General features: G+C 53.3%; 12 protein-coding genes. 7 read left to right on the forward strand and 5 right to left on the reverse strand.

All coding sequences use genetic code 11. From position 1 onward, the window contains the following. Positions 1 to 6 precede the first annotated feature (6 nt). The 5 genes from accC to msrP all read right to left on the reverse strand — a co-directional run bounded on the left by accC (position 7) and on the right by msrP (position 4,139). On the reverse strand, positions 7 to 1,356 hold the full coding sequence (gene accC / locus NXS97_RS15235) for an acetyl-CoA carboxylase biotin carboxylase subunit (RefSeq protein ID WP_013027437.1): 1,350 nt from the start codon (positions 1,354 to 1,356) through the stop codon (positions 7 to 9). A gap of 11 nt (positions 1,357 to 1,367) precedes the next feature. Next, complete coding sequence (gene accB, locus NXS97_RS15240) at positions 1,368 to 1,832, reverse strand: acetyl-CoA carboxylase biotin carboxyl carrier protein (protein ID WP_013027436.1); 465 nt, start codon at positions 1,830 to 1,832, stop codon at positions 1,368 to 1,370. 25 nt (positions 1,833 to 1,857) lie between these two features. Continuing rightward, complete coding sequence (gene aroQ, locus NXS97_RS15245; protein ID WP_024472015.1) at positions 1,858 to 2,310, reverse strand: type II 3-dehydroquinate dehydratase; 453 nt, start codon at positions 2,308 to 2,310, stop codon at positions 1,858 to 1,860. A 221-nt stretch (positions 2,311 to 2,531) separates the two neighbouring features. Then, entirely contained in the window at positions 2,532 to 3,134 is a 603-nt protein-coding gene (gene msrQ / locus NXS97_RS15250) for a protein-methionine-sulfoxide reductase heme-binding subunit MsrQ (protein WP_013027434.1), read from the reverse strand. Further along, complete coding sequence (msrP, locus tag NXS97_RS15255) at positions 3,135 to 4,139, reverse strand: protein-methionine-sulfoxide reductase catalytic subunit MsrP (protein ID WP_019104913.1); 1,005 nt, start codon at positions 4,137 to 4,139, stop codon at positions 3,135 to 3,137. Between the two features lie 285 nt (positions 4,140 to 4,424). Between msrP and csrD the strand changes: the two genes are divergently transcribed. From csrD to yhdP, 7 genes are all read left to right on the forward strand, one after another. Then, positions 4,425 to 6,374 (forward strand): RNase E specificity factor CsrD, encoded by a 1,950-nt coding sequence (gene csrD, locus NXS97_RS15260; protein WP_072137263.1) that lies wholly within the window; start codon positions 4,425 to 4,427, stop codon positions 6,372 to 6,374. Positions 6,375 to 6,683: 309 nt separating this feature from the next. Next, positions 6,684 to 7,727 (forward strand): rod shape-determining protein MreB, encoded by a 1,044-nt coding sequence (gene mreB / locus NXS97_RS15265; protein ID WP_003855260.1) that lies wholly within the window; start codon positions 6,684 to 6,686, stop codon positions 7,725 to 7,727. Between the two features lie 147 nt (positions 7,728 to 7,874). Further along, complete coding sequence (gene mreC / locus NXS97_RS15270; RefSeq protein WP_014594736.1) at positions 7,875 to 8,897, forward strand: rod shape-determining protein MreC; 1,023 nt, start codon at positions 7,875 to 7,877, stop codon at positions 8,895 to 8,897. Next, positions 8,894 to 9,382 carry a rod shape-determining protein MreD gene (gene mreD / locus NXS97_RS15275; RefSeq protein WP_006120976.1) on the forward strand — a complete coding sequence of 163 codons (489 nt, stop codon included), beginning with the start codon at positions 8,894 to 8,896 and terminating at the stop codon, positions 9,380 to 9,382. Before mreC ends, mreD begins: the two co-directional genes overlap by 4 nt. An 8-nt stretch (positions 9,383 to 9,390) precedes the next feature. Beyond that, positions 9,391 to 9,972 (forward strand): nucleoside triphosphate pyrophosphatase, encoded by a 582-nt coding sequence (locus tag NXS97_RS15280; RefSeq protein WP_014594735.1) that lies wholly within the window; start codon positions 9,391 to 9,393, stop codon positions 9,970 to 9,972. Between the two features lies 1 nt (position 9,973). Continuing rightward, positions 9,974 to 11,443, forward strand: coding sequence for a ribonuclease G (gene rng, locus NXS97_RS15285; protein ID WP_013027429.1), 1,470 nt, complete (start codon positions 9,974 to 9,976; stop codon positions 11,441 to 11,443). 132 nt (positions 11,444 to 11,575) lie between these two features. Then, positions 11,576 to 15,409, forward strand: a complete 3,834-nt coding sequence (gene yhdP, locus NXS97_RS15290) for an AsmA2 domain-containing protein YhdP (protein ID WP_105091760.1) — start codon at positions 11,576 to 11,578, stop codon at positions 15,407 to 15,409. The last annotated feature ends 17 nt before the right edge of the window (positions 15,410 to 15,426 follow it).

Here is a 15,426-nt window from a genome sequence, read left to right on the forward strand (position 1 = left end):
TGGCGATTACTTCTCGTGCAGGCCAAGCTTTTTCTCCAGATAGTGGATATTGGTTCCACCCTGCTGGAAGTTCTCATCGGACATGATTTTCATCTGCAGTTCGATGTTGGTTTTGATACCGTCGATAATCAGCTCCGCCAGGGCATTTTTCATACGTGCAATGGCGATATCGCGGGTTTCACCGTAGGTGATTAACTTGCCAATCATGGAGTCATAATAAGGCGGTACGCTGTAACCGGCATAAATATGAGATTCCCAACGCACGCCAAAACCACCCGGCGCATGGAAGCGGGTGATTTTGCCCGGGCTTGGCAGGAAGCTAACCGGATCTTCCGCGTTGATACGGCACTCGACCGCATGACCGCGAATAATCACGTCTTCCTGCTTGATTGACAGCGGCTGACCCGCAGCAATACGCAGCTGCTCTTTAATCAGGTCAACGCCGGTGATCATCTCGGTAACCGGATGCTCAACCTGGATACGGGTGTTCATTTCAATGAAATAGAACTCGCCGTTTTCATACAGGAATTCAAACGTACCTGCCCCGCGATAGCCAATATCAATACAGGCTCGGGTGCAACGCTCACCGATGAAGGAACGCAATTCTGGCGTGATCCCCGGTGCTGGCGCTTCTTCCACGACCTTCTGGTGACGACGCTGCATTGAACAGTCGCGTTCGCCCAGATAAATGGCATTGCCCTGGCCGTCGGCCAGTACCTGAATCTCGATATGGCGTGGATTCTCCAGATACTTTTCCATGTAAACCATGTCGTTGTTGAAAGCCGCTTTGGCTTCCGCTTTCGTCATGTTGATGGATTGTTCCAGATCTTTATCGCTACGCACAACGCGCATGCCGCGACCGCCGCCGCCGCCAGAGGCTTTGATAATAACCGGATAGCCGATGCGCTTGGCGAAGGCACGGTTTTTTTCCATGTCATCGGTGAGCGAGCCATCGGAGCCGGGGACGGTAGGAACGCCCGCTTTCTTCATCGCGGTAATCGCGGACACTTTATCGCCCATCAGGCGAATGGTATCGGCTTTCGGACCGACGAAGATAAAGCCAGAGCGCTCAACCTGCTCAGCAAAATCGGCGTTCTCAGAAAGGAAGCCGTAGCCGGGGTGAATCGCCACCGCGCCGGTGATCTCAGCGGCAGAAATCAGCGCCGGGATGTTGAGGTAACTTTTGACCGACTGCGCCGGGCCGATGCAAACCGTTTCGTCTGCCAGCAGCACGTGCTTCAGGTCACGATCCGCGCTTGAATGGACCGCGACAGTCTTGATGCCCAGTTCTTTACAGGCACGCAGAATGCGCAGCGCAATCTCACCGCGGTTAGCAATAACAATTTTATCCAGCATGGTTCGCCCCGTTATTCGATGACAACAAGTGGCTCGTCAAATTCTACCGGCTGACCACTTTCCACCAGAATGGCTTTAACAACGCCAGACTTATCCGCTTCAATCTGGTTCATCATTTTCATGGCTTCAACGATGCACAGCGTGTCACCTGCATTGACTTTCTGACCCACTTCCACGAACGCTTTTGCATCCGGGCTTGGTGTGCGATAGAAGGTTCCTACCATTGGTGAACGTACGATGTGGCCGCTGATCTCAGCAGGCGCGGCTTCTGCAACGGCGGCAACAGGTGCAACGGCTGTCGCCAGAGCAGGCTGTTGAGCAACCGGCGCGGCATAAGCCTGTTGCATCATTGGGTAACCGGTATTTGCAGGTGCGCGACTGATGCGAACAGACTCTTCGCCTTCGGAGATTTCCAGCTCAGAAATGCCAGATTCTTCAACCAGTTCGATCAGTTTTTTAATTTTACGAATATCCATGAATGGGGTTCCGTACTCAGTTTGATTAATTAGTATGAGACAGGCGCTTTACTGCCGTTTGCAATGCCCACGAGTAACCGTCAGCGCCAAGCCCACAAATGACGCCAGCAGAGACATCAGAAAAATAGGAGTGATGGCGAAAAGGCTCGCGACCGTGCACATTTGACAGGTGAACTTCGATAAAGGGAATATTCACCGCTAGCAGCGCATCACGTAATGCTACGCTGGTATGCGTAAACGCAGCAGGATTGATAAGGATATAATCCACATTGCCTTTTGCCTCATGAATGCGATCAATAAGCTGAAATTCAGCATTGGATTGCATATGGCTTAATCTTACATTCAGCTGGTCTGCCTGATGGCTCAAATCGGAAACGATCTGATCCAGGGTGACATCCCCGTATTTTTCAGGCTCGCGCGTCCCTAACAGATTAAGGTTGGGACCGTTCAAAAGCAGAATATGTAATTTGTCGGCCATCTTGCTGCCATCTCCCGCAATCATTGAGGCATCGCGTAAAATACCTTGCCGCTTTCCATTTGTCACCCGTCACAGTAAAAAAGAAGCGTCATATCGCAATAAAGCCGGGCATTATATCCGTTTCGTGGCATTTCGCAGCAAAATACTGGTCTTATCTGCGAAGTTGATCGGGTGCGGCCTGTGGACCCCATTTTTCGCAGACGTTAGGAGAAGCGCAGGGGCTAACGCGGCCACCATTTAATGAACTTTTTATAGCGCCAGGCTAACAGGATCAGGGCGAAAAGCGCGTAGATGACAGGCTGGGGAGAAAGGATTTTTACCGACCATATGTAGTGAATTGGGGCCAAAATCGCGACCAGATAAATCGCGTTGTGCAAGGTTTGCCAGCGTCTGCCCAGTTTTCGCTGCATGCGTTGAAAAGAGGTCACCGCCAGCGCCAGCAGAATAAACCAGCAAATAATTCCCAGCGTGAGATAGGGGCGTGAAATCAGTTCGCTACCGAGCAGACCAAGGTTGTTAATGCCCAGTTCCAGCAGGTAGTAGCTGGTTAAATGCAGGCTGGCCCAGAAAAAAGTCCAGATCCCCAGCAGCCGTCGGGTGCGAATGAGTAAAGGCTGTTTGGCGATGCGCGTTAACGGCGAGACAAGCAGCGTCGCCAGTAGCAGTTTCAGCGCCATACGGCCGGTAAAATGCTGGATATCTTTGGCGGGATCGGCGCTAAGACCGCCCTGCATAGCGGCCATAATCAAGTAAACCAGCGGTAAGAAAGCCGCCAGATGTAGCAGGACTTTAAGCCAGCCGATCTGCTTTATTGTCAGGCGCACTCAATAATTCTCCCGCAAATCCATACCGCGATACAGCGACGCGACCTGATCGGCATAACCGTTGAAGAGTAATGTTGGCTGACGATCCACATTAAAGCTGCTGCCCGGACCAATAAAACGCTCGGTCGCCTGCGACCAGCGTGGATGATTAACATGCGGATTAACGTTAGCATAGAAGCCGTACTCGTTATCGGCAATCTGGTTCCAGGTCGTCGGTGGCTGATCATGCGTCAGCGTGATTTTCACAATGGACTTGATGCCCTTGAAGCCATATTTCCACGGGACCGTCAGGCGAATCGGGGCACCATTCTGCGGGGGCAGCGCTTTACCGTAAACGCCTGTCGTCAGAATCGTGAGGGGATGCATGGCTTCATCCAGACGTAAACCTTCTACATAAGGGTAATTTAGCCCGCCGCCGATAAAGCGATCTTTTTGACCAGGCATCTGATCGGGAGCATAAAGCGTCTGGAAAGCGACAAAACGCGCTTTGCTGGTGGGTTCTGCCAGCTTCAGGAGTCTATTGAGTTCGAAACCTATCCAGGGCACCACCATCGACCAGGCTTCAACGCATCGCATCCGATAGATACGCTGCTCCATGGCAAAGCGTTTGAAGATATCATCCATATCTAATGTGATGGGCTTTGCCACTTCGCCTTCAATCGTCAGCTTCCAGGGATCGGTCTTTAGCGTCCCCGCATTGGCGGCCGGATCGGCTTTATCAAGGCCAAACTCATAGAAATTGTTATAGCCCGAAACCTTGTCTGCAGGCGTCAACGGCAGGTTAGCCTGGTATTGTGCAGGTTTGGTAAAGTCCAGAGGGCGGCCTGCGGGCGCGGGTGGGCGGTCATTGCCTTTAAACCAACTCAGAATATCGGCGTTGGCCATGCCGGGAATGCTAATAGCGGCAGCGCCCAGACCCAGGGTCTGAAGCACGCGACGACGATTCATATTAAAGATGTTTTCTGGCGTTACATCAGCTTCAGTCAGGCGTTTTTTCAGCGTCATCGTCTCTTCTCCGGCTCGATTTTCATCATCAGCATGATGACTATTACTTAAGCTGGCGAATTTTGCCGCAAAAATGTGAAATTTCCTGGTAAACCCTTCCAATGAGAATGCGCTGAAAAAAGGATAATTAAGCGCTCTGGGCCTTTCTCAACGGTATACTTCGGCTTCATGCACGACCTCGCTGCCGCCGGGAACAATTTGTGTTATTTTTCTCAAAATTTCTCCCGGCGGACGGGCAGAGGGGCGGCGTGATTCGGCTACAACCGTAGTGAAACAGGCACAGGGATGCGATTAACTACCAAACTTTCTGCATTTATTACATTTATTAGCGTACTGGCAATGGTTTTAATGCTGGTGGGCTGTGCTTTTAGCGTTTTCTGGCTCACGCATCAACGCGTTGAAAATCGCGTACAGGTTTTGGCAACGGAAGTGGATAAAGTCTTGCTAAAACAGCCGCCCGATGCGTTAGAAGCCTGGCTTGCGCCGGTCTTACCCGTCATCAACGCTGAGCAATTATCTTTATACAATGGCCGGCAGAATGTTTTTACGCTTTCCCGCCACGAAAACCAGATGCTGCAACATCAAAAAAACCGCTACATCCACTTTGACATTGCGCTGATGCATCAGCCGGGTATGCGTTTGCAATTGACGATACTTGACCCGGCACAAACCTGGCTAAGATCTATTCCCACCACCTATACGCTTGCCGCCCTGATGCTGGTGGTGCTGATTATGGCGGTGACGCTGTTCATCACCCATCGCTGGCTCGTAAGACAATGGCGCGGAATGGAACAGCTGGAGAGCCGGTCGGCATCAATACTCAGCGGCGCGCGCCAGCTTTATCGCCAGAAGCATGCTGATGAGTGGCCGCCTAAAGCCAGCCGGGCAATTGACGTGTTGCTCTCCGATTTACAGGAAGCCGGTGAGCAGCGTGTGCGCATTGATACCTTAATTCGTACCTTCGCTGCACAGGACGGGCGGACGGGGCTGAATAATCGCCTTTTCTTCGACAGTCAGCTGGCAACGCTGCTTGAAGATCAGGAAGATGTTGGCACGCATGGCGTGGTCATGATGATCCGTTTTCCTGAACTTGATACACATGATGATTCACTGGGGCCCGTGCTGGTCGAAGAGTATCTCTTCAATGTCGTGAATATGTTGTCGACCTTTGTCATGCGTTACCCCGGCGCACTTCTGGCCCGCTATTTTCGCAGCGATTTTGCGGTCTTACTGCCGCACCGCAGCCTGAAAGAGGCTAACAGCATCGCCGATCACCTCATCAATGCGGTCGATGCCCTGCCGCCTATGCGCATGGTCAACCGGGACGATTTTATCCACATTGGTATCAGCGCCTGGCACAGCGGACAGACGGTGCCCCAGGTCATGGAAAACGTTGAAATGGCCACGCGTCGGGCAACCCTGTCGGGCGGAAACAACTGGTCCAATGGCGCAGGAAATCCCCTGGATGCCGGGCGCGGCAGCGTTCGCTGGCGTACTCTGCTGGAAAATACCTTAAGTCGCGGCGGCCCCCGGTTATATCAAAAGCCCGCCGTGGACAGAGAGGGTAAGGTGCGGCATCGCGTTCTGCTCACGCGCATTTTTGACGGGGATAAAGAGGTCCTGTCGGCAGAATATATGCCCCTGGTTCAGCAGCTCGGTATGGCTGAGAACTGGGACCGGCAGATGGTATTACGCGTTGCCGCACTCTCTGAATTGTGGCCGGAAGAGACGCTGGCGATCTCCGTTAACATTGAGTCGTTGCTGAAACGTCCCTTTATTGCCTGGTTGTACACGATGTTGTTGCAGTGCCCAAAAAGTCAAAGAAAGCGATTTTTATTTGAACTTGCAGAAGGGGACGTCTGTCAACACATCAGCGATTTGATTCCCGTATTTCACGCATTGCAGGCGTTCGGTTGTCGCATCGCCGTTAATCAGGCGGGTTTGACGGTGGTCAGCAGTGCCTATATCCGGCAGTTACCGGTTGAGTTGATCAAGCTGGATGCGGGTTTAGTACGTAATATTGAGCGCCGTACAGAAAACCAGCTGTTCGTGCGAAGCTTACTGGATGTTTGCAAACCCACCGGGACGCAGCTGTATGCGACTGGCGTGCGAACGCACGCAGAGTGGCAGACTTTGGTCGGGTTAGGTGTAGAAGGTGGTCAGGGTGACTTTTTTTCACCTTCACAACCGGTTAACAGTAACGTAAAAAAGTACTCCCAACGTTACCGTTTTTAATCGTTTGACCGGTTTCAGGGTTATCGCCTGCGCTTTTGGTGAATATGTGACAATAAACAGGCAGAATAATGCGCCTGAAATGTTAGATTTTATGTCGGAGTAAAGTTAAGAAAATTCTTTAACATGCCGCTCTGATGCCGTGGTATCGCTGTTCCGCTCGTGTGCGTAACAGGCATAAATGATGTAAAGCGAATGCAGTCTAATTTTTCACCGAAGCAGAACGTTTTTGCGCCTTGTGGCAGCTTCGTGTGGTTGGTAAAGTAAGCGGATTTTATTTTCCGCCTCCAGCTTGCAGGATTATCCTTTAGTATGTTTAAAAAATTTCGTGGCATGTTTTCAAATGACTTGTCCATTGACTTGGGTACCGCGAACACCCTGATTTATGTAAAAGGACAAGGCATCGTGCTGAACGAGCCTTCCGTGGTTGCTATTCGCCAGGATCGTGCCGGTTCACCAAAAAGCGTGGCGGCAGTAGGTCATGACGCCAAACAGATGCTTGGCCGTACGCCAGGCAATATCGCAGCTATCCGTCCAATGAAAGATGGCGTTATCGCCGATTTCTTTGTGACGGAAAAAATGCTGCAGCACTTCATTAAGCAGGTTCACAGCAACAGCTTTATGCGTCCAAGCCCGCGCGTGCTGGTCTGTGTGCCAGTTGGCGCTACCCAGGTTGAACGTCGTGCGATTCGCGAATCGGCCCAGGGCGCTGGCGCCCGCGAAGTTTTCCTGATTGAAGAGCCGATGGCGGCCGCGATTGGTGCTGGCCTACCGGTTTCCGAAGCAACGGGTTCTATGGTCGTCGATATCGGTGGTGGTACCACTGAAGTCGCCGTTATTTCCCTGAACGGCGTCGTGTACTCGTCATCCGTCCGTATCGGCGGTGATCGTTTCGACGAAGCCATTATTAATTATGTGCGCCGTAACTATGGTTCACTGATTGGTGAAGCCACGGCAGAACGCATCAAGCATGAGATCGGCTCGGCTTATCCGGGCGATGAAGTGCGCGAAATTGAAGTGCGTGGACGTAACCTGGCGGAAGGTGTGCCACGCGGCTTTACACTTAATTCCAACGAGATTCTTGAAGCCCTGCAAGAGCCTCTGACCGGTATCGTCAGTGCAGTCATGGTTGCGCTGGAACAGTGCCCGCCGGAGCTGGCATCTGATATCTCCGAGCGCGGTATGGTACTGACCGGTGGTGGTGCGCTGCTGCGTAACCTGGATCGCCTGCTGATGGAAGAAACCGGTATTCCTGTGGTCGTCGCGGAAGATCCCCTGACCTGCGTGGCTCGCGGTGGCGGTAAAGCGTTGGAAATGATCGACATGCATGGCGGCGATTTATTCAGCGAAGAATAATTGCCTCAACCGGCTGGAATCGTTGTAACAGTGCGCAGGGAGTAGCGTGTAAACCGGCGCTGCGTGCATCGGTATGATGTGACCAGCCCAGGAAAGTGCGGCCCGCCCGTACTTTCTTACCTTGTAGTCGAGGAACACGCAGATTATATGAAGCCGATTTTTAGCAGAGGGCCTTCTCTGCAATTGCGTCTATTTCTGGCGGTGATTGTGGCGATTGCCATTATCATCGCTGATAGTCGCGTGAGTTCATTTACTCAAATACGCAACTATCTGGACACGTCGGTCAGTCCGTTTTACTTCCTGGCCAACGGGCCGCGCCAGCTACTTGATGGCGTGTCAGACACGCTGGCTTCTCGCCAGCAGCTCGAACTGGAAAATAAAGCGTTACGTCGAGAGCTTTTTCTGAAGAACAGCGACCTGCTCATGCTGGGGCAATATAAGCAGGAGAACGCGCGCCTGCGCGAGCTGCTGGGTTCCCCACTGCGTCAGGACGAGCACAAGATGGTGACCCAGGTGATCTCTACCGGCACCGATCCTTACACCGATCAGGTCGTGATCGATAAGGGCAGTGCGAATGGCGTATATGAAGGCCAGCCGGTTATCAGTGATAAAGGTGTGGTCGGTCAGGTGATTGCCGTAGGCCAGTTCACCAGCCGTGTTCTGTTGATTTGTGATGCATCACATGCGCTGCCTATTCAGGTGCTGCGCAATGACATTCGTGTCATCGCAGCGGGCAATGGTTGTACGGAAGATCTGCAGCTGGAGCATCTGCCGGGCAATACTGACATTCGCGTTGGTGACGTGCTGGTCACCTCTGGCTTAGGTGGCCGTTTCCCTGAAGGCTATCCGGTGGGTGTTGTGTCATCGGTCAAGGTTGACACACAGCGCGCCTACACTGTCATTCAGGCGCATCCTACCGCGGGTCTGCAACGTCTGCGTTACCTGCTGCTGCTGTGGGGCGCGGATCGCAAAGGCGAGATGCCGATGGCACCTGACGATGTTCATCGGGTAGCTAATGAACGGCTGATGCAAATGATGCCGCAGGTTCTGCCTCCCGCCGGTGAAATGGGCCCTCCTGCGCCTTCAGCGCAGAACACCACTCCGGCTTCGGGTAGTAGCGAAAGCGCCGCACAGGGTTCCGCTTCGCGCTCACGCGGAGGCCAGAATTGAGTCGATATCGCAGCCAGGGTCGATGGGTTATCTGGCTGTCCTTCCTTATGGCCTTTATTCTGCAAATCATGCCGTGGCCGGAACAGATCTATATGTTCCGGCCATCATGGCTATTGCTGATTCTCGTCTATTGGGTTCTGGCGCTACCGCACCGTGTCAACGTCGGAAGTGGTTTTCTGCTGGGAGCGATTATGGATTTAATCGCGGGTTCGACGCTCGGCGTTCGGGCGTTGGCGCTGAGCATCATCGCCTATCTGGTCGCATTTAAATTCCAGCTATTCCGTAACTTAGCGTTGTGGCAGCAGGCGTTAATGGTTATGGTGCTGTCATTAGCAATGGATGTGATCGTCTTCTGGGCGGAGTTTCTGGTGATCAACGTCTCATTCCGCCCTGAAATTTTCTGGAGCAGTGTTGTCGACGGGATTCTCTGGCCGTGGCTATTCTTATTAATGAGAAAGATCCGCCGTCAGTTCGCTGTTCAATAAGGAAATTTATGGTAACCCTTTATCTGGCCTCCGCGTCTCCCCGTCGACGTGAGCTGCTGACCCAACTGGGTCTGACCTTTGAGCGCATCATCACTGACGTTGAAGAACAGCGTCAGCCCCATGAAGCGGCAGACGTTTATGTCCGCCGCCTGGCGCATGACAAAGCGAAAGCCGGTACGCTGATTGCCCAACACGATTTGCCGGTGCTGGGCGCGGATACCATTGTCGTGCTCAATGGAGAAGTGCTGGAAAAACCGCACGATGCCGACCATGCCAGCGCCATGCTCAGTAAACTCTCCGGGAAAACCCATCAGGTCATGACCGCAATTGCCCTCGCCGATCGTCAGCAGGTGCTGGACTGCCTGGTGGTAACCGAGGTGACATTTCGTAACTTAACCGCGCGCGACATTACCGATTACATCGCAACAGGTGAACCCATGGATAAAGCCGGCGCGTACGGCATTCAGGGGAAGGGCGGAAACTTTGTTCGTAAAATCAATGGAAGTTATCACGCGGTGGTCGGATTGCCCTTGGTTGAGACAGCGGAGCTGATCGACCATTTTCAGTCACTGCGTGCCGTAAGGGGTTAACATGACGGCTGAACTACTGGTTAACGTTACGCCTGCTGAAACGCGTGTCGCCTATATCGACGGCGGCATCCTGCAGGAAATCCATATTGAGCGTGAAGCCCGACGCGGCATTGTTGGCAATATCTACAAGGGACGCGTCAGTCGCGTGCTGCCTGGCATGCAGGCGGCCTTTGTGGATATCGGACTGGACAAGGCCGCTTTCCTGCATGCTTCTGACATCATGCCGCATACGGAATGTGTCGCAGGCGATGAAAAGAAAAATTTTGTCGTACGCGATATCGCAGAACTGGTTCGTCAGGGGCAGGATTTGGTCGTGCAGGTAGTGAAAGACCCGCTTGGCACAAAAGGCGCGCGCCTGACTACGGATATCACGTTGCCTTCCCGTTATTTGGTGTTCATGCCTGGTGCTGCGCACGTCGGGGTTTCTCAACGTATTGCCAGTGAAAAAGAACGCGAGCGTCTCAAAGCGGTAGTAGCTGACTACTGCGACGATCTGGGCGGCTTTATTATTCGCACGGCAGCCGAAGGCATTGGCGAAGAAGAGCTGGCACAGGATGCCGCCTTTCTGAAACGTCTGTGGACCAAAGTCAGCGAGCGGAAAAAACGTAACCAGACACGTTGCCTGCTTTATGGCGAACTGGCGCTGGCGCAGCGTATTCTGCGAGACTTTGCCGGCGCAGCCCTTGACCGCATTCGCGTAGACTCGCGGCTAACCTGTGATTTACTTAACGAGTTTACCAGCGAATACATCCCCGAGATGGCCAGCAAGCTCGAACTTTACAACGGCAAGCAGCCCATCTTCGATCTGTTCGACGTTGAAAATGAGATTCAACGCTCGCTGGAGCGTAAAGTTGAACTCAAATCTGGCGGATACCTCATCATCGATCAAACTGAAGCGATGACGACGATAGACATCAACACGGGTGCCTTTGTCGGACACCGAAACCTTGATGAGACGATCTTTAATACCAACGTGGAAGCCACTCAGGCCATTGCACGTCAGCTAAGGCTTCGCAACCTTGGCGGCATTATTATCATCGACTTCATTGATATGAGTAATGAAGATCATCGTCGTCGCGTACTGCATTCACTGGAAACGGCGCTGAATAAAGATCGGGTCAAGACAGGTATCAGCGGTTTTTCCGCATTGGGGCTGGTGGAAATGACCCGCAAGCGCACGCGCGAAAGCATTGAGCACGTGCTGTGCGAAGACTGTCCTGTGTGCAAAGGGCGCGGCACGCTGAAAACGGTTGAAACCGTGTGCTATGAAATCATGCGCGAAATCGTCCGCGTGCACCATGCTTATGATTCGGATCGTTTCCTGGTGTATGTTTCGCCAACCGTAGGTGAAGCGTTGAAAACGGATGAGTCCCATGCGCTGGCCGAAGTGGAGCTTTTCGTGGGCAAGCAGGTAAAGGTGCATGTCGAAGCGCTTTACACCCAGGAACAATTTGACGTGGTGATGATGTAATACTGGCTGGTCGGGCTGACGATGCCTGACTGCACATTTTAGGGTAAAATGTGAACCCATACCGCTATGTCATAGGACGCCGGGTATGAGCAGCAACCATCCGTCGTTAACGGTAGACAAGGAGAGGTGTGAGTGAGGCAGTTGCCAAGAATTCTGTTACTGCTGCTCGCGACAGTCGTTGTGATTGTGGCGCTGCTCGTCAGCGCGCTACGTCTGGCGATGCCGCATCTCGATGCCTATCGCAGTCAGGTCCTTCAGTGGGTTTCTGACGCCAGCGGCGTCAACGTGAAAGCCAGTGAGCTACGTGGCAAGTGGGAGAATTTTGGGCCCACGCTACAAATCCGCAATTTAGACGTCGATATGAAAGAGACGGGGTCGCTCTCTATCGCGCGTATCACCGTGGCACTGGACGTCTGGCAGTCACTGCTTCACTGGCGCTGGCAGTTCCGCGATCTTACCTTCTGGCAGTTACATCTCGACAGCACACAGCCTCTGTTAACCAGTGACAATGACAAGCACAGTTTCAAACTCACTCAGGTTAACGATCTGTTTTTGCGCCAGTTCGATCACTTTGACCTGCGTGACAGCACCATTCGTTTTATCACGCCATCCGGCCAACATGCTGAACTGGCGATACCGAAACTGACATGGCTGAATGAAAACACCCGGCATCGGGCTGAAGGTGAAGTCAGCTTGTCGAGCTTTACCGGCCAGCACGGCGTGGTGCAGGTCCGTCTCGACCTGAAAGACAGCGGTGGCTTACTCAACGATGGTCGTATATGGATGCAGGCTGATGACGTTGATATGCGCCCCTGGCTGGGCCGCTGGGTGCGGGATAATACGCGTCTTGACAGTGCCCGATTCAGTCTGGCGGCCTGGGTTAATTTGCGCGATGGCGACGTCTATGCCGGCGATCTGCTGTTAAGTCGGGGCGGCGCAAGCTGGCAGGGCGAAAGCGGCCCACATACGCTGAGCGTTGATAACCTTACTGCCCATCTGTCGCGTTACAAAAATGGCTGGGTGGTTAATGTGCCGCAAACCAAACTCAGCACAGACGGTAACGCCTGGCCCGCTGGTCATTTTTCGCTACTCTGGCAACCTCAGGACGCGCAGATGCTGGGCAGCAACAGCGAGGCTGAGGTACGGGTTCGCGCGACGCAACTGGCGCTGGACCATATTGCCCCCCTGGTGCCGCTGTTTGCGCCCTTGTCACCGGCGCTGTTTGATAACTGGCGAGCACTGCGACCTCGCGGCACCATTGACGGGCTGGCCCTGGATATTCCTGTTGAGCAGCCTGAGCAGACACGCTTTCAGGTTAAATGGCGAGATTTCAGCTGGCAGTACTGGAAACTGGTTCCGGGAATCAGTCATTTAAGTGGCGAGGCAGCAGGCAGCCTGAATAACGGACAGGCCAGGATTGCGATGGGTCAGGCTACGGTGCCCTATGGTGATATGTTCCAGGCCCCGTTAGAGATCAAGAAGGTGACCGGCAGCATGAACTGGCTGCGTGACCAACACGGACTGACTCTGGCAGGTCAGGATCTTGATGTACAGGCGCGTTCACTCTGGGCGCATGGCGATTTCCGTTATCAGCAAAATACCGATACGCATCCTCAGCTGGATATCCTGGCCGGGATCAACGTTACTGACGCGGGCGATGCCTGGCGCTATTTCCCAACGCCGTTAATGGGGCATTCACTTACGCGCTATCTGAGCGGTGCCGTAAAAGGGGGCAGGGTCGACAATGCTACGCTGCTGTTCAACGGCAATCCGGCGCTTTTCCCCTTCCAGCACAACGACGGCATGTTTCAGGTCTGGGTACCGTTACGCAAGGCTACCTATGGCTTCCAGCCGGGTTGGCCGGATATCAGCAATCTCGATATCGATCTTAACTTTCTCAATGACGGTTTGTGGATGCAGGCTCATCTGGCAAAACTGGGGGAGGTTAATGCCCGCAACGTCAGCGCCGTCATTCCTGATTACATGAAGGAAAAGCTGATTATCAATGGCGATATCAGCGGTGATGGGCAGGAAATTGGCGAATACTTTCAGCACACGCCACTTAAGTCCTCGCTGGGCGCGGCGCTGGAGCAGCTACAGATTAAAGGTCTGACCAAGGGCCATCTCAAACTTGATATTCCGCTGGATGGTAAGGATGTTCACGCCAGCGGTGATGTGGTGATGAACAATAACAGCCTGCATATCAAGCCGCTGAACACCACCATGACGCATCTGACAGGACAGTTTCGTTATGACAACGGCAATCTCGAAAGCGATCAGATGCAGGCTAACTGGTTTGGTCAGCCACTCAATGTCAGCTTTAGTACGAAAGAAAACCCCGATGATTTTGGCGTTAACGTAAAGTTGCTTGCTGACTGGCAGCTGGCAAAAATCACCGGAATGCCGCCTCAGATTGGCAGCCAACTGGCCGGGCATCTTCCCTGGCAGGGTGAGGTGAACGTTTCCTTACCGCACAAGGGCGGCGCGCGTTATGACGTAGCCTTGAAAGGTGACGGAAAAGAAGTAAGTAGTCGCTTACCTTCGCCGCTTGATAAAAAAGCGGGCGAAAGCCTGCCGATCGCCGTCAATGCTAAAGGCGATTTAACGCATTTTGATCTCAGCGGTAGCGTGGATGAACGACATAAGTTCAACAGCCGCTGGCTGCTGGAACCCACACTGCGCGTCGATCGGGGCATCTGGCTTAACGATACAAAAACCCTACCGACGTTGCCAGACCGATCGGGAATGGTGCTGAACCTGCCGGCGCTGGATGGCGAAGCCTGGGCGGCATTGATGGCGACCGGCGGCGGCGGATCAACCCGTTCGACGACGGGTGAGCATCAGGTGGGCGGCGCAACGCTGCCAGGCAATATTATCCTGCGCAGTCCTTCTGTGACTCTGGCCGGGCAACAGTGGCATAACGTTGATACCTCTCTCACTCAGGAAATGAGTGGTAAGACCCGGGTGAAGGTCAACGCCGATGAGCTGAGAGGCCAGTTAACGACCTCACCTTCGGCCCCGTGGCAGATTGCACTGGATTACCTGTATTACAATCCAGAATGGAAGGCGACGGCCGATCAAAAAGGCGCGTCGACTTCACCGCTGGGACAAAAGAGCGAGCGGATCGATTTTAGTCAGTGGCCTGCCTTACAGCTGCAGTGTGCGGAATGCTGGCTGATGGGGCAGAAGTATGGCCGGGTGAACGCCAGACTGCAGCCCAATGGAAGTACGTTAGCACTCACTAACGGACTGGTTGACACCGGCACCTCGCGCCTGAATATTCAGGGCGAATGGGTTAATCGTCCAGACGACCAGCGAACCTCATTGAAAGGCACATTACAGGGCAGCAACATCAATAACGCCACCAACTGGTTTGGCGTAAATACACCGCTGCGGGATGCGCCTTTCAAGATTGATTATGATCTGCACTGGCGCTCTGCACCGTGGCAGCCTGCAGCGGAAACGCTGAGCGGCACATTAAAAACGCATTTTGGCAAAGGGCAAATCAGTGATGTGGATACCGGCGCTGCGGGACAGATCCTGCGTCTGCTGAGCTTTGATGCGTTGTTGCGCAAACTGCGTTTTGACTTCAGCGATACCTTTAACAAAGGATTCTACTTCGACGCCATCAACGGCACCGCCTGGATTGAAAATGGCGTCGTACGCACGGATAACCTGCTTGTCGATGGGCTGGAAGCGGATATCGCCATGCAGGGGAATATGGACCTGGTGAAGCGCCGCATTGATATGGAAGCGATAGTCACGCCAGAAATCTCAGCCTCAGTCGGCGTAGCGGCTGCGTTTGCCATCAATCCGGTGGTGGGCGCTGCGGTATTTGCTGCCAGCAAGGTGCTGGGGCCGCTCTGGAGTAAGATTTCCGTGCTGCGTTATCACATCAGCGGGCCGCTGGATAAGCCTGAAATTGATGAAGTAATGCGTAAACCACGCGAAACCTATAACAAGTGATATTTGACGGCGTAACA

The sequence above is a fragment of the Pantoea sp. B623 genome, assembly GCF_024814475.1.
Classification (GTDB): Bacteria; Pseudomonadota; Gammaproteobacteria; order Enterobacterales; family Enterobacteriaceae; genus Pantoea; species Pantoea ananatis.